13 protein-coding genes are annotated in these 15,671 nt (G+C 68.9%); all 13 read left to right on the top strand.

Annotated elements, in window-relative coordinates; translation table 11 throughout:
• Positions 1 to 32: 32 nt before the first annotated feature.
• Positions 33 to 704 (top strand): amino acid ABC transporter permease, encoded by a 672-nt coding sequence (locus JUB11_RS25555; protein WP_207461614.1) that lies wholly within the window; start codon positions 33 to 35, stop codon positions 702 to 704.
• Entirely contained in the window at positions 705 to 1,439 is a 735-nt protein-coding gene (locus JUB11_RS25560; RefSeq protein ID WP_211112614.1) for an amino acid ABC transporter ATP-binding protein, read from the top strand.
• Positions 1,436 to 1,975: an ureidoglycolate lyase gene (locus tag JUB11_RS25565; RefSeq protein WP_207461615.1), complete on the top strand. Its 540-nt coding sequence runs from the start codon at positions 1,436 to 1,438 to the stop codon at positions 1,973 to 1,975. Before JUB11_RS25560 ends, JUB11_RS25565 begins: the two co-directional genes overlap by 4 nt.
• Positions 1,972 to 3,201, top strand: coding sequence for a cysteine desulfurase-like protein (locus JUB11_RS25570; protein ID WP_207461616.1), 1,230 nt, complete (start codon positions 1,972 to 1,974; stop codon positions 3,199 to 3,201). Before JUB11_RS25565 ends, JUB11_RS25570 begins: the two co-directional genes overlap by 4 nt.
• 74 nt (positions 3,202 to 3,275) lie before the next feature.
• Positions 3,276 to 4,715, top strand: coding sequence for a dihydropyrimidinase (gene hydA / locus JUB11_RS25575; RefSeq protein ID WP_207461617.1), 1,440 nt, complete (start codon positions 3,276 to 3,278; stop codon positions 4,713 to 4,715).
• 440 nt (positions 4,716 to 5,155) lie between these two features.
• The gene (locus tag JUB11_RS25580) at positions 5,156 to 7,378 is read left to right on the top strand and encodes a hypothetical protein (RefSeq protein ID WP_207461618.1); all 2,223 of its coding nucleotides are present in this window, start codon (positions 5,156 to 5,158) and stop codon (positions 7,376 to 7,378) included.
• Between the two features lie 185 nt (positions 7,379 to 7,563).
• Positions 7,564 to 9,492, top strand: coding sequence for a methyl-accepting chemotaxis protein (locus JUB11_RS25585; protein ID WP_207461619.1), 1,929 nt, complete (start codon positions 7,564 to 7,566; stop codon positions 9,490 to 9,492).
• A gap of 30 nt (positions 9,493 to 9,522) precedes the next feature.
• Positions 9,523 to 11,055, top strand: a complete 1,533-nt coding sequence (locus JUB11_RS25590; RefSeq protein WP_207461620.1) for a chemotaxis protein CheW — start codon at positions 9,523 to 9,525, stop codon at positions 11,053 to 11,055.
• A gap of 92 nt (positions 11,056 to 11,147) precedes the next feature.
• Positions 11,148 to 12,209, top strand: coding sequence for a chemotaxis-specific protein-glutamate methyltransferase CheB (gene cheB, locus JUB11_RS25595; protein ID WP_207461621.1), 1,062 nt, complete (start codon positions 11,148 to 11,150; stop codon positions 12,207 to 12,209).
• A gap of 1 nt (position 12,210) precedes the next feature.
• Positions 12,211 to 12,825 (top strand): HEAT repeat domain-containing protein, encoded by a 615-nt coding sequence (locus JUB11_RS25600; RefSeq protein ID WP_207461622.1) that lies wholly within the window; start codon positions 12,211 to 12,213, stop codon positions 12,823 to 12,825.
• Between the two features lie 28 nt (positions 12,826 to 12,853).
• Positions 12,854 to 13,717 (top strand): CheR family methyltransferase, encoded by an 864-nt coding sequence (locus tag JUB11_RS25605; RefSeq protein WP_207461623.1) that lies wholly within the window; start codon positions 12,854 to 12,856, stop codon positions 13,715 to 13,717.
• Complete coding sequence (locus JUB11_RS25610) at positions 13,714 to 14,127, top strand: response regulator (protein ID WP_207461624.1); 414 nt, start codon at positions 13,714 to 13,716, stop codon at positions 14,125 to 14,127. Before JUB11_RS25605 ends, JUB11_RS25610 begins: the two co-directional genes overlap by 4 nt.
• Positions 14,124 to 15,671 (top strand): Hpt domain-containing protein (locus tag JUB11_RS25615; RefSeq protein ID WP_207461637.1); only part of this gene is annotated, 1,548 nt, incomplete at its 3' end. The genes JUB11_RS25610 and JUB11_RS25615, both read left to right, overlap by 4 nt.

The following is a 15,671-nucleotide window of genomic DNA, read 5'->3' on the forward strand; positions in this document are numbered from 1 at the left end:
CAAAAGTGGCGGAGCGAGCGCGAGCCGGACCCATGGATATCGTCGACACCTTCTTCAACCTGGCCGTCCTGAGGGACTCGCTGCCGCTGCTCCTGATGGGGCTCGGCACGACGCTCGGGCTCGGCCTGACCAGCATCGCGCTGGGGCTGCTCGGCGGCCTGGCGATCGCGCTGGCGCGGCTCTACGGCCCACGGCCCCTGACCTGGCTGGCCGTCGCCTACATCGACCTGTTCCGCGCGATCCCGATCCTCGTTCTGCTGATCATCACCTATTACGCCTTGCCCTTCGTCGGGATTCGCCTGTCGCCCTTCGCCGCCGCCACGACCGCGCTGTCGATGGTCAGCGCCTCCTACGCGGCGGAGATCTTCCGTGCGGGCATCCAGGCCGTTCCCCGCGGGCAGTTCGAGGCGAGCCAGGCGCTCGGCTTCCGGTCCTGGTGGATGATGATCGACATCATCCTGCCGCAGGCGGTTCGGATCGTGATCCCGCCGCTGACCAGCAACTGCATCAACGTGATGAAGGACACGGCATTGGCGTCCGTGGTCGCCATGCCGGACCTGCTGAAGCAGGCCACCCAGGCGCAGGCGCTGGCCGCGAACCCCACGCCGCTGATCGGGGCCGCCGCGATCTACATCCTGCTGCTGCTGCCGCTGGTGCGTGCCGTGGGCACGCTGGAGAACCATCTCGCAAAGGGGCGCCGCTGAATGAAGCCGATTCTGGACATCCGCGGCGTCAGCAAATTCTACGGGTCCTTCCAGGCGCTGGACCGCATCGACCTGACGGTCGCCGAGGGCGAGGTCGTGGTGGTCGTCGGCCCGTCCGGATCGGGCAAATCGACCCTGATCCGCTGCGTCAACCTGCTGGAACGCTACGACACAGGGGACATCCACGTGGACGGGATCCGCGTCGAAACCGGCCGGAACCTTGCCGCGGTGCGCAGCGAGGTCGGCATGGTGTTCCAGAACTTCAACCTGTTCCCGCACATGACGGTGCTGCGCAACGTGGCGCTGCCGCCCATGCGCCTGCGCGGCCTGTCCCGCGAGGCCGCCGAGGCACGGGCGCGCCATCTTCTGGACCGCGTCGGCATCGGGGCGCAAGCCGACAAGCACCCGGCGCAGCTGTCCGGCGGCCAGCAGCAGCGCGTCGCGATCGCCCGCGCCCTGGCGATGGAGCCCAAGGTCCTGCTGTTCGACGAGCCGACCTCCGCCCTCGACCCGGAGATGGTCGGCGAGGTGCTGGACGTCGTGCAGAGCCTCGCGCGCACCGGCGTGACCATGATCGTGGTGACCCATGAGATGGGTTTCGCGCGGCGCGTCGCCGACCGCGTCATCTTCATGGAAGCTGGCCGCATCCTCGAGGAGGCGACACCGGACGCCTTCTTCACGGCGCCGCGCGAGGAGCGCACCCGCGCCTTCCTGCATTCGGTGCTGAACCATTGACCGCCCTGCTTCCTCTCATCCCGCAGCCGCTGACGCCGGAGGGCTTTGCCCCCTTCGGGCAGGTGGCCTCCGCCGGCTCGGGCCGCGCCCTTCCCGTGAACGAGGGACGGGGCATCCGTTACGACGGCGACTGCCTGTTCGAAAGCGCCGGCCAAGTCACGCCGGTGCTGGCCGTCTACCGCATCCAGCCATCCAGCCTGCCCTTCACCGTCCGGGAGATGGAGCAGCATCCCAGCAGCAGCCAGGCCTTCATCCCGATGTCGGCCGGGCGCTTCCTGGTGGTCGCCGCCCTGGCGGACGCGTCCGGGGGTCCCGATCCGGCGACAGCGGCCGCCTTCGAGGCGTCGCCGGGCCAGATCGTCAATTACGGCCGCGGCGTCTGGCATTGCCCGCTGGTGGCCCTCGACCATCCGGGCGACTTCGCGATGGTGATGTGGCAGGAGGCCGACCCCGCCCTGGACTGCCGGGTCGTCACGCTCGACACGCCGCTCACCGTCGAAAGACAGCCCTCTTCCCAGTTGGAGTTCACCCCATGACCGCCCCGCTCGACCTCGGCTTCGTCCGGTCCCAGTTCCCCGCCCTGGCGGGCGAATGGGCCTTCATGGACAATGCCGGCGGCTCCCAGGTCCTGACGCGCGTCGCCGACCGGATCCGCGATTACCTGCTCACCACGAGCGTGCAGCTCGGCGCCAGCTACGAGGTGTCGCGGACGGCGGGTGCCCGCCTTGCCGACGCGCACGCGCAGATCGCCGAACTGATCGGCGCGCGGCGGCCGGACGAGCTGGTCATGGGTCCCTCGACGACCGCGCTGATCTACACGCTGGCTTCGGCCATGGCCGAAAGCATCCGGCCGGGCGACGAAATCATCGTCACCGACAGCGACCACGAAGCGAACATCGGCCCCTGGAAGACGCTTCAGGAGAAGGGCGCCACCATCAAGGTCTGGTCCGTCCGCGCCGACACGCTGGATCTGGCCCTGGAGGATCTGGAGGCGCTGATGGGGGAGCGCACGCGCCTCGTCTGCGTGACCCACGCCTCCAACATCCTGGGCACCATCAACCCGGTGGCCGAGATCGCGCGGGCCGTCCACGCACGGGGCGCCAAGCTCCTCGTGGACGCCGTCGCCTACGCGCCGCACCGGGCCGTGGACGTCGCGGGCTGGGACGTCGATTACTACGTGTTCAGCTTCTACAAGGTCTACGGCCCGCATTTCGCCGTGCTGTACGGCAAGCACGAACATCTCCTCGCCCTGCCGAGCCTGAACCACTATTTCATCGACCGTAGCGTGGTTCCCTACAAGCTCCAGCAGGGCAACGTGAATTACGAGCTGGCGGTCGGCTGCACCGGGATCGTGAGCTATCTGGAGGAGCTTGGCGCCCGCGTCGGGAGCGAAGGTCCCCGGCGCGCCCGCATCCTCGCCGCCTTCGACGCCATCGCGGCGCACGAGGAGGCTCTGGCCGAACGGCTGCTGTCCTATCTGCGCGGACGCAACGACGTGCGCATCATCGGCCACCGCGAGGCGGACCGCGCCCTGCGCGTGCCCACCATCAGCTTCGTCGTGCCGGGGCGCCCGTCCGACGACATCGTACGGCGGGTGGACGAGGCCAGGATCGGCATCCGGTTCGGGGACTTCTACGCCAAGCGCCTGATCGAGACGCTCGGGCTGGCGGAGGCGAACGGCGTCGTCCGCGTCTCGCTCGTCCACTACAACACGCTGGACGAGGTCGACCGGCTGATCGCCGCCCTGGACCGGATTCTGTAACGCCCACGGGCAAGGCAAAGGGTTTCGCGCCGGGTGGCGCGCATGGAACGGCGCATGGAAAAGGGACTCTGACGATGGCGGATTTCGACCGGGTGATCCGGAACGGCACGGTGGTGACGGCGGCGGACGTCAGCCGCTGCGACATCGGCATCCGGGACGGGCGCATCGTGGCGCTCGCCGAGCGGATCGTCTCCGACGCGCCGTCCATCGACGCCGCCGGGCGGCTCGTGATGCCCGGCGGCATCGACAGCCACGTCCACATCGCCCAGGACGGCGACGACGGGACGGTGATGGCCGACGACTTCCTGTCCGGCACCACCTCGGCCGCCTGCGGCGGCAACACGACGGTCATCCCCTTCGCGCTCCAGGCCAAGGGGCGCAGCCTGCGCGCCGCCGTGCAGGACTATCACGCCAAGGCCGATGGCCGCTGCCTCGTCGATTACGCCTTCCACCTGATCGTGTCCGATCCGACGGAGGGGGTGCTGGGCCAGGAGCTGCCGGCCCTGGTGAAGGACGGCTACACCTCCTTCAAGGTCTTCATGACCTATGACGGGCTGAAGCTGAACGACCGCGAGCTTCTGGAGGTGTTCGACGTGGCCCGGCGCGAGCGGGCGCTGGTCATGGTCCATGCCGAGAATTACGACGCCATCCGCTTCCTGACCGACCGTCTGGAGCGGGCCGGCCGCACCGAACCCTACTATCACACCGCCTCGCGCCCGGTTCCGGTGGAGCGCGAGGCCACGCACCGCGCCATCTCCTTTGCCGAGATGATCGACGTGCCGATCATGATCGTCCATGTCTCCTCCGCCGACGCCATCGAGCAGATCCGCTGGGCGCAGGGGCGCGGGCTGAAGGTCTTCGCGGAGACCTGCCCGCAGTACCTGACCCTGACGGCGGAGGACCTGAAGGCCCTGAACATGGAGGGGGAGAAATACGTCTGCAGCCCGCCTCCGCGCGACAAGGCCAGCCAGGAAGCCTGCTGGACGGGGCTCGGCAACGGGCTGTTCTCTGTCTTCTCCTCCGACCATTGCCCCTTCCGCTACGACAGCCCCGCCGGCAAGAAGAAGCACGGCGAGCGCACCGCCTTCCGCTGGGTCCCGAACGGCATCCCCGGCGTGGAAACGCGGCTTCCCATCCTCTTCTCCGAAGGCGTCGGCAAGGGGCGCCTCTCGCTCCAGCAGTTCGTGGCGCTGACCTCCACCAACCACGCCCAGATGTACGGCCTCGCCCCGCGCAAGGGCAGCATCGCCGTGGGCGCCGACGCCGACATCGCGATCTGGGACCCGGAACGGCGCGTCACCATCACCCAGGACCTCCTGCACCACGGCGCCGACTACACCCCCTACGAGGGCATGGAGGTCACCGGCTGGCCGGAAACGGTGCTGGTGCGCGGCGAGACGGTGGTGGAAGCCGGCCGGGTCGTCGGACGGCCGGGCCACGGCCGTTTCCTGAAACGCGACCTGTCGCCTTTCGCCGCCCCGCGCGGAATCCGGCCGACTGAATACGAGGCGTGAAGGACACCCCGGCGGAGCGATCCGGAACCCTTGCTCAAGAGCGGAACTGTCGATCCCGATGCCGTGCGATGCGTCTCCAGCCAAGGCGCCGAAGCATCGCACGCATGGTCAATCCATGCGCCGCCACCCTGGACAAGAACGCCGCTTACCCATTTGCAAAGGAGCCGTACCTCTCGCCAACATCCCAGGGAACTCTTCTACGTTACTGCTAAAGAGGCATATCGACTGCGTCCTTGCCGCATCCCAGGCGCCACTTCAGGATTTCCGGCAATGATCGGACCCTGAAGCCGGTCGCGCGTGCAAGGGAGGACCTGTGGCATCCAAAATGGATCGGTCAGCGCCGGGCTCTCCGGGCATGCTTCCCGGATGGACGGGTTGGATGCCGTCGCGCGCCATTATGCTCGGGCATCCGCCGCAGCCCTTCATCGGGCTCTAAGGGCATGCCCACGTCACCGCGGGAAAGCCCTGGCCGTTCCTTTCGGAAAATAGATCTGGAAAATTGGGCGGCAGCCCTGATCGAAGGCCAAGCAACCGGTTCGGTGGTCAATGCGCCAAAGGCGGGGTCCGCCCTGGCCGACCCACGGACCGGCGCGGCTGAGCTGCTGTCCTTCGATGTATTCGATACGCTGATCACGCGGCTCTGGTTCAAGCCGGCCGACCTTTTTCTCGTGGTGGGGCGGGATGTGGAGCGGACTGGGCTGTACCCCGGGGACGCAGAGGCCTGGGCTGATGCGCGCAGGGCAGCGGAACGGGACGCGCGTGAGATCTCCCCATGCGAGGAGGTTTCCCTCGACACGATCTATGGCGTCCTCGGCCAACGGCTTGACTGGACGCCGGAGCAGAGCCGGCGCGCTCAAGAGCTGGAATGTCGCCGGGAATTGCGGGCGGTGCGGCCCATTGCGGAAATGCTGTTCAGGCTGCGGCGTGCGCCGGGCTCGCCTCTGCTGATTTCGGACACCTATTTCGATGAAACCTTCGTGGAGCGCCTGCTTGACCAGTGCGGCCTCGACAGGACGGGGATCCGTCTGTTCACCTCATCCCGGTGCGGGCTGACGAAACGAACCGGCCGTCTGTTCGATCATGTTCTGCGCAGCACCGGCGTACCGGCGGATCGGCTCGCCCACACGGGTGACCATCCGCGCAGCGATTACAAAAACCCCAAGCAGACCGGAATCCGCGCCCAACTCTACCGGAACCAGGAGCCGACCCGGTATGAGGAGGGCTATTACGCGGCCAAGGGCAACCCAAAGGCACCAAGACTTCTGCGGTCCGCCGTGGCGGGCTGCGCTCGGGCCGCGCGTCTCGGCGGTTCTTTCGAAGAGGGAAGACTCCAGTCGATCTGGAACACCTCGGCCAATGTCGCAGGCCCCCTTCTGACGGGTTTCGTTCTCTGGACGCTGCTGGAGGCGAAGAACAGAAAGCTGGGCCGGCTCTATTTCCTGGCCAGGGACGGTCAAATCCTGTGTGAGATCGCCAAGGTCCTGACGGGCTGGTTGGGCTGGTCCATCGACTGCCGCTACCTGCATGCCTCCCGGCAGGCGTATTTCCTTCCCTCCGTAACGTCCCTCGACACGGCCACGGCCGGGTGGTTCTCGGAGAGACCCGCGGGAAAAACGCTGGCGCAGATCCTCGCCCGGGCAAAGATCGGCCCCCTGGAGGTGGCTTCGGCTCTTGCGCGCGCCGGGTGGGAACGCGACGCCTGGGACAGGCCGCTCGCCGTTCCGGATTCGGTCCGGTTGCGCCAACTTCTGGAGGATACCGATGTTCGGACGCTCCTTCTGGAGCGCGCGAGCGATGAACGCGAGTTGGTTCTGGCCTATCTGCGGCAGGAGGGCGTCGGCGACGGAACCCCCTTCGGCATCGTCGATGTCGGCTGGCGCGGGCGCCTTCAGCGCTGTCTTCAGGACATCATGGCGACGGCGGACGATCTGCGGGAAGTGGGCGTGCACGGATTTTATTTCGGCCTCACGGAAAGGCCCGCTTTTCCGCCCCAACACACCGTCACCACATACACGCACCGCGCCCTGCCGTTCAATGCGGCCCTCGTGGAGACCTTCACCGCCGCAGACCATGGCGGCGTGAAGGGTTTTCAGCGCATGGAGAAGGGCACGACCGGTCCGCTTCTGAGAGAGGAGCGGAACACGGCGGCGCTCGAGTGGGGCCTTGAGATCCAGCAGAAATCCATCATGGCCTTCGCTCGCAATCTCACGGAGGCGCTGGACGCCGGTGATGTGCCGGCGCAGGAGATGGTCGAGTTTCTGCGGACGGAAGGCTGTCGCGCCCTGGACCTGCTGACCTATCGCCCGGATCCCGGGGAGGCGGAGGCTTACGGCAGCTTCCAACATTCGGAGGACCTGACCCACGCGATGTCGGCAGACATCGCCACGAAGATGGTTCCCGCAGCCTTGTTCGGACTGGTCTGGGCGCCGGGCATCACGATCAATGAACGAACGATATGGCTGTCCGGCTCCATCGTGCGGTCCTGCCGTCCAACCCTGCTCAGGCGGACGCTGCTGGAAGCCTGGAACATGCGGCGGCACGCGGCAGGCCTCCTGCGGGCCTGGCAAGCGCGCCGTCGCCATGGACCGGCGTCCAATGCAGACCATGATCCGGCGCTGCTTACCGGGGTAACCCTGGCGACAGATCCGCGCCGCGAGGTTTGAGCCGCACCGCGCCGTCAGGAAATTGCACCGTCTGGAAACTCCGGCGGAACAACCGCGAAACGCGTCCGCCGGAGGCGCCTAAGGGTAAACCCTAGTAGGGTTCACCCCAATTTTATCCTTTTCCGAGCGGTGCCAGTCTGCACCCCGCCGCCAAGCGTCGGCAGATACCAGACGGGAGCACCCCCATGACGTTGGTCAAGAAAATGGATGTCGGCCACCCGGCGGCTTCCAACGGCAGCGCGCCGGTCAGCGCACGCACCGGTTCCTCCACCGCGGACGCGCAGCGCAAGCGCGCGCGCACCTTCGCGCGCCAGCAGAAGGTCGCCGAACGCGTCGCCTCCGCGACGACGCAGATGGCCAGCGGCATCGCCGAGTCCGCCTCCGCCTCGGAGCAGCTCCGCAAGTCGATGGAGCAGATCGCCGTCGGCGCGCAGGAGGCGTCGGGCGCCGCCCAGCAGTCCCTGACCGCCGTCACCAACATCACCAGCGCGATCCTGGAAGCCAAGGAGCGCGCCGAGGCCAGCCGCCAGAAGTCGGACACGCTGCAGATCCTGCTGGGCGACGTGAACGCCCAGATGACCGCCTCGGTCAACAGCATCGGCGCCAACGCCGAGCGCCAGCTCGCCTCCGTCACCATGGTGATCGAGCTTGAGCAGCAGGCCGCCAACATCGGCGAGATCGTCAAGGCGGTCGCCCGCATCGCCGACCAGACCAACCTGCTGGCGCTGAACGCCGCCATCGAAGCCGCGCGCGCCGGCCAGCACGGCAAGGGCTTCGCCGTCGTCGCCGACGAGGTGCGCACGCTCGCCGAGACCTCCGAGAAGTCGGCCCGCGACATTCAGACGCTCGTCGGCCAGATCCAGTCCGAGGTCAAGGTCATCGCCGACGGCATCAACTCCGCCGCCGAGGTCGCCAAGACCGAGGTCGAGAAGGGCCGCGAGGTCACGACCACGCTGGAGCAGATCCGGCAGGACATGGTGACGCTCGCCAAGGGCGCCGGCGACATCTCCGCCGCCGCGGTCGAATCCGAGCGCGCCGCCCGCGAGGCCCAGAAGGGCTCCGAGAGCATCGCCGCCGCCGCCGAGGAGCAGTCCGCCGCGTCGGACGAGGCCCTGCGCACGGTGGACCAGCAGACGGCCGCGCTGAACCAGTCGCAGACCGCCTCCAGCGAGCTGCAGACCATCGCGGAGGAGCTGAAAAACTCCACCGACATCACCAAGAGCGCCGAGGAAGTCGCCTCGGCCGCCGAGGAGCTGTCGGCCGCCGTGCAGGAGATCTCCAGCGCCGCCACCCAGATCATGGCGGCCATCGAGCAGATCAACCGCGGCTCCCAGCAGGCCTCGGCCGCGACCCAGCAGTCTTCGGCCGCGATCAACCAGATCGAGCGCGGCGCCAAGATCTCGCAGGACACCGCCTCGGGCGCCCTGGAGCGCGCCCGCGAGATGTCGGACCTGCTCAACGGCAGCAACAAGGCCATCGAGGCGCTGATCAGCGGCGTCGTCAAGGCGTTGGACGACACCCGCAAGAGCAACGAGCAGATCACAGCACTGGAGCTGGTCAGCCGCCGCATCGACAAGATCGTGGACGCCATCTCGACCGTCGCGGTGCAGACCAACATGCTGGCGGTGAACGGCTCGATCGAGGCGGCGCGCGCCGGCGAGTTCGGCAAGGGCTTCGCCGTGGTCTCGACCGACATCCGCAACCTCGCCCGCGACAGCGCCGAGAACGCCGAGCGCATCAAGGACGTCGTCAAGGCCACCCAGGACCAGATCGTGGCCGTGCGCCGCGACCTGGAGCTGATCGCCCAGGCCTCGGCCGCCGAGGTGGACAAGAACAAGGCCATCACCCTCAACATCGCCAACGCGGTGCGCGACATGGCGGTCGTGCTGGAAGGCAACGACGTCATCCTGAAGGGCGCCGACGTCATCCTCAGCTCGATCGAGGAGGCCAAGAAGGGCGTCCAGCAGATCGCCGCCGCCGCCGAGGAAGCCTCGCGCGCCTCGTCCGAGGCCGCCGTGGCCGCCAAGCAGCAGTCCCGCGGGGCCGAGGAGCTGGCCGCCGCCGTCGAGGAGATCGCATCGCTTTCCGACGAGCTTCAGAACTCGGCCGATTGAGCCTTGCCCCGTCAACATGAGGGCTGACCCATGAACATGATGAACCCGGCCGCCGGTCCCGGCGGCGAGGCGGGCATCGGCGGGGATACGCGGCAATACGTGACCTTCTACGTGCAGAACGAGATGTTCGCGGTGCCGCTCGCCGAGGTCCAGGAAATCATCCGGATGCCCGACGTGGTCGGCGTGCCCAAGAGCCCCGCCAGCCTCGAAGGTCTCGCCAACCTGCGCGGCACCGTGATGTCGGTGACCAGCCTGCGGCGGATCTTCAGCTTCGCCGACGTGCCGCACGACGACGCCACCCGCGTCGTCGTCATCAACCAGGGGGTTCCGGTCGGCTTCGTGGTCGACCGGATGGCCGCCGTGGTCACCGCCGACCCCGACCAGATCGAGCCGGCGGAGTCCATCGGCGCCACCGTGGACACCGACCTGCTGCGCGGCATGATCAAGGGGGTCAACGGCCACCCGATGATCATGATCATCGACCCCGCCCACCTGCTGCAGGGCGACGGCCTGAACGCGGGGCGGCGGGCCGCCCGCGTCGCGGCGGCCGCCGCCGAGGCCCGCGACACGCTGGCCGAGGCGAACGACGAGCTTCAGCTCGTCAGCTTCGAGGTGGCCGGCCAGGAATACGCGCTGGGCATCGAGAGCGTGCAGGAGATCGTGCAGGTGCCCGAAAGCATCAGCCGCATCCCCTGCACCGACCGCCACGTGCTGGGTGTCGTGACCCTGCGCAACCGGCTGCTCCCGCTGGTCAGCCTGCGGGCGATGTTCAACCTTCCGGAATCGGACCTCGACGAGCGCAGCAAGATCGTCGTCGTTCCGCTCGACGAGAAGAACTCGGTCGGCGTCGTCATGGACACGGTCCGCGAGGTGCTGCGCGTCCGCAAGGACATCGTGGACCCGCTGCCGAACATGCTCGGCGACGGGCGGGGCGAGATCCAGTCCATCTGCCGCCTGAACGGCGGCAAGCGGCTGGTCTCCATCCTGTCCGCCGACCGGCTGTTCCAGCATGACGCCGTGCGCACGGCCATGGCCGCCGCCGAGGGGATGGAGGAGGAGCAAGTGGCCGAGATCCTGAACGACAGCCGCACCGCCGTCGTGGACGAGGAGGAGCAGTTCGTCGTCTTCCGCCTCGGCAACGAGGAGTACGGGGCGCCGATCGAGAGCGTGAACGAGATCGTGCGCGTGCCGGACGAACTCACCCGCGTGCCGAAGACCGCCGCCTTCATCGAGGGCGTCGTCAACCTGCGGGGCTCGGTGCTGCCGGTCATCGACCAGCGCCGCCGCTTCGACCTGCCGGAGGTCGAGCGCAACGACCGCCAGCGCATCATGGTCTTCACCATCAACGGCGTGCGAACCGGCTTCATCGTCGACAGCGTGTCGGAGGTCCTGAAGATCGCCCGCAGCGCCATCGGCCCCACCCCGTCCCTGTCCGACGAGCAGGCCAAGCTCATCAGCCGGGTCGCCAACCTGGAGAAGCACAAGCGGATGGTCCTGCTGCTCAACGTCGAGAACCTCCTCGACGCCGCCGAGATCGGCGCGATCGGCCAGTCCATCCACTGATCGGGTGACGGGACGCGCCGGCCCGGGGCCGGCCGGCGCGCCCCATCCCCCGCACGACCCGCCCCCGCACGACCTGTTTCCCACACGTCAGCATGATCAAACTTCTCATCGTCGACGACTCCGCCCTGATGCGACGGCATCTGGGCCGTATCTTCGAAGGGCAGGGCGACTTCGAGGTGACCTTCGCCCGCAACGGCGCGGAAGCCCTGAACCTGGTGCGCGAGCGGCAGCCCGACGTGGTGACGCTCGACATCAACATGCCGGAAATGGACGGGCTGACCTGCCTCAGCCACATCATGACGGAGAGCCCGCGCCCCGTGGTGATGGTGTCCTCCCTGACCTCCAAGGGGGCCATGGCGACCTTGGAGGCTCTGGAACTCGGCGCCGTCGACTTCATCCCGAAGCCCGACGGCACCGTCTCCCTGAACATCGACAAGATCGAAGGGGAGCTGGTCGCCAAGGTGCGGGCCGCCGCCAGGACGCGGATGCGCTCGCGCAACCTCGCCCAGCGCATCCGGCGCCAGCACACGGAAAGCCGGGAGACGCCCCGCAAGGCCCCGCTCTCCGCCGCCGGCGGCGAAGCGAAGGGGCTGGTGCTGGTCGGCGTGTCCACCGGCGGTCCGGGTGCCCTGGACTGCGTGCTGCCTGTGCTGCCCGCGGACTTCCGCTGGCCGGTCCTGATCAGCCAGCACATGCCCTCCAGCTTCACCGGCGTCCTGGCCCGGCGGCTGGACGGCAGCAGCCGCATCCATGTGGTGGAGGTGGACAAGCCGACCCCGCTCCAGCCGGGCTGCGCCTACATCGCCAGGGGGGACGCCGACATGCTGGTGGCGCGGCGTCCGAGCGGGCTGGTCGCCCTGCCCGCTCCGGCCTCCTCCCGCTATCTCTGGCATCCGAGCGTGGAGCGGATGGTCCAGAGCGCCATGGAACATGTCGATCCCACGCGCCTCGTCGGCGTCCTGCTCACCGGGATGGGCAACGACGGGGCGGAGGCCATGACGATGCTCCGGCAGAAGGGCGGCCGGACCATCGCCGAGGCGGAGGAGACCGCCGTCGTCTGGGGCATGCCCCAGGACCTGATCCGGCGCGGCGGCGCGGATCTGGTGCTCCCCGTCCACCGCGTCGCCGAGCAACTCGAAAAATGGGTCCGTTGACATGCCGCTCGTGAAAGCCCCTGCGCCGCAGACGCCCGCCGCCCCGGCCTTCCCGGACCGGGCCTCGGTCCTGGCCGCCATCGAAAGCCTCGACCCCTCCGAACGGCGCGCCGCCGCCTGGGCCTCGCGGGCCTACGCCGACGGCATCGACATCATCGCCCACCGGCTCGCCGTGGAAAGCGACGCGGCGGTGGTCGAGGCCATGATCCTCAACCTCGTCGCCATCGGCAGCCCCAAGGCCGCCGCCGTGCTGGCACCGCTGCTGCGCTCGGGCAGCGCCGCGCGCCGCTTCGCCGCCGCCGAGGCGCTGCGCGACCTGGGCCCCGACGCGCTGCCGATGTTCGACGCGCTGATCCGCGACGAGGATCCGCAGGTCCGCATCATGGCGGCGGAGGTCGCGCGCGGCCAGCTCGGAGGGGCGGCCGCCCAGACCCTGGAGCGGCTGCTGCCCGACGAGGACCACGTCAACACGGCCTGCGCCTTCATCGACGTGCTGGCGGAGATCGGCTCGGCCGGGACCGCCCCCGTGCTGCGCCACTTCGCCGACCGCCATGCCGGAAACGCCTACGTCCGCTTCGCGGTCGACACCGCGCTGGCCCGGCTGCCGGCGGCATGACGGGCGGCGGAAAGGGAGGAGCAGCGCCATGCGCGTGACCGGAGCCACCAAGACCGTTCCGACGGCCGTCACCGATGACGAGTTCCGGAAGTTCTGCGACTTCATCTATCGCCGCACGGGCATGTCCTTCGGCGACAGCAAGCGCTACTTCATCGAACCGCGCCTTCTGGAGCGGGTCGCGGAGACGGAATCCTCCGGCGTCCAGTCCTACCTGTCGCTTCTGCGCTTCGACGCGACGGGACGGGAGCTGGAGGTGATCGTCAACGCGCTGACGGTCAACGAGACCTACTTCTACCGCGAGGAGCACCAGTTCGCCTGCCTGACCCGCTCGATCCTGCCGGACCTGGTCAAGCGCAAGCGCCCCGGCGAGCCGGTGCGCATCTGGTCCCTGCCCTGCTCGACCGGCGAGGAGCCCTATTCGCTGGCGATCTGGCTGCTGGAGCACTGGAGCGAGGTCGACCGCTGGGACATCCAGATCCTGGCGTCGGACATCGACACCCGCGTGCTGGAGCGGGCGCGCGAGGGCATCTTCGACGCGCGTTCGGTGAACCGCCTGCCCAAGGCGGTCCTCGGCCGCTACTTCCAGCCGATGCTGGACGACCGCTGGCGCATCCTCGACACGCTGCGCGGCTCCATCGACTTCTCGCGGGTCAACGTGTCCGACCGCGGCCAGATGGCGGCCTTCCGCGACATCGACGTCATCTTCTGCCGCAACATGCTGATCTACTTCGACGACGTGTCCCGCCGCGAGGCGGCGGAGAGCATGTTCCATTGCCTGCGGCCCGGCGGCTTCATCTGCCTCGGTCACTCGGAGTCGATGAGCCGCTTCTCCTCCCTGTTCGACGTCCGCCGGTTCGAGGACGCCATCGTCTATCAGAGGCCCTTCACATGATGGAAGACAACGTCACACCTCTGAGGCCCGGCACGGCCAAGCGGCTCCTCGTCATCGACGACTCCGCCATCGTCCGCGCCTATTACCGGCAGGCGCTGGAGCCCGCGGGCTACGCCGTCGAGGAGGCCTTCAACGGGCTGGAGGCGCTGGAGAAGGCGCTGACCACGCCCTTCGACCTCGCCATCGTCGACGTCAACATGCCGAAGATGGACGGGCTGAGCTTCGTCCGGCGGATGCGCGCGACGGAGGAGATCGCCTGCCTGCCCGTCCTGATGACCAGCACGCTCGATCGGGACAGCGACATCGCCGCCGCCCGCGCCGCCGGGGTCAACCTCTACGTCGTCAAGCCGATCGCCGAGGACGAGCTGCGCCGCTTCACGCACATCATGACGGGAGCCGAGACCCCATGAACCCGCTTCTCGCACAATTCATCGTCGAGGCCCGCGAGCAGATCACCGCGACCACCGACGGCCTGCTGGTTCTGGAGCGCGACACCGGCAATGCCGAGCTGCTGAACGGCATCTTCCGCTCGGTGCACACGCTGAAGGGCTCCTCCGGCCTGTTCGACTTCCCGGCCCTGACCTCCACGCTGCACGCGGCTGAGGACCTGCTGGTGTCCCTGCGCGAGCGGCAGCTCGTGCTCGACCCGGCCATGCTGGACCAGATCCTGGCGGCGCTCGACCTCGTGTCGGTGTGGCTGGACTCGATCGAGGACAGCGAGGCGCTGCCGCACGACGCCGCCGAGCGCGGCGCGCCGGTCGCGGCGGCGCTACGCGCTTGGCTCGCCGGCCCGGGACCGGCGAAGGCCCCGGAGACGGCCGGTGCGGCCGATGCGGCGGAGGACGCCAAGGTCGTGCCCCTGCGCCGCCCGGCCCCGCCCGCCTGGCTGGCCGAGGCGCCGGAAAGCGCGCTGCTGGAGACGGTGGAGCAGGCCGTGGCGAACGGGGCGCCCGTGGTCGCCCTGTCCTACCGGCCGGAAGCCCAGTGCTTCTTCAAGGGCGACGACCCGCTGGCCCTGGTGCGGCAGGTTCCGGACCGGCTCTGGCTGGGGCTGGAGGAGCCGGCCCCCTGGCCGGCGCTCGGCGACTACGATCCCTTCTCCTGCGCGCTGGGATTCCGGGCGATCAGCCTCGGCCCGAAGAAGGAGGTGCAGCACCTCCTGCGCTACGTCGCCGAGCAGGCGGAGATCACCGAACTGGAAGCCGGTGACCTGCTCCGCTTCGCCGGGACGCCGACCGGCGATTCCATGGTCCGCGAGTTCGCCGCCGACGCGCTGGCGCAGCTCCAGCGCGGGCACCGCGCGTCGATCCCGGACTCCGCCGGGACCATGCTGGACCTGGTTCCGGCGGACGGCGGCGACGCCCCGGCGCTGCGCTGGCTCGCCCGCCTGTCGGCCAACGCGGCCGTTTCGGCGCCGGTGCTGGAAAGCCTGCTGACGGCGCTCGCCCAGGGCACGGCCCCCGTCCCGCCGCAAACCGTCGAGGAGTCGCCGGCCGAGGCAGCCCTGTCGGCGCCCGCCGCCCGGCTGCTGCGCGAGCAGCGCGACATGCTGCGCACCCCCTGCGACCATCTCGAGCTGGCCGGGCGCATCGGTTCCGCCGCCAAGGTGGCCGCCAATGCCCTGCGCCACGAGGGACGCCCCGCCCGCGCGGATGCGATGACCACGTCCGGCGGAGAAGCGATGGCGGCGGCCGATCCCTCCGCCCTGCTCGCCCTCATCGAAGGGGTTCTGGAAGAGGGACCGCCGAAGCCGGCGGACGCCCCGCCGGCCGCCGACAGCAGTGCCCCCCGCAAGCCCGAGCGCGCCGGCGCAGTCGGGGACGAGGTGCATGAGCGCGCCTCGACGGTGCTGCGTGTAGACCAGTCGCGCATCGACGCGCTGATGAACCTCATCGGCGAGCTGGTGGTCGCCAAGAACGGCCTGCCCTTCCTCGCCCGCCGCGCCGAGAACGTC

The organism is Azospirillum sp. SYSU D00513, from assembly GCF_017356015.1.
GTDB lineage: Bacteria > Pseudomonadota > Alphaproteobacteria > Azospirillales > Azospirillaceae > Azospirillum.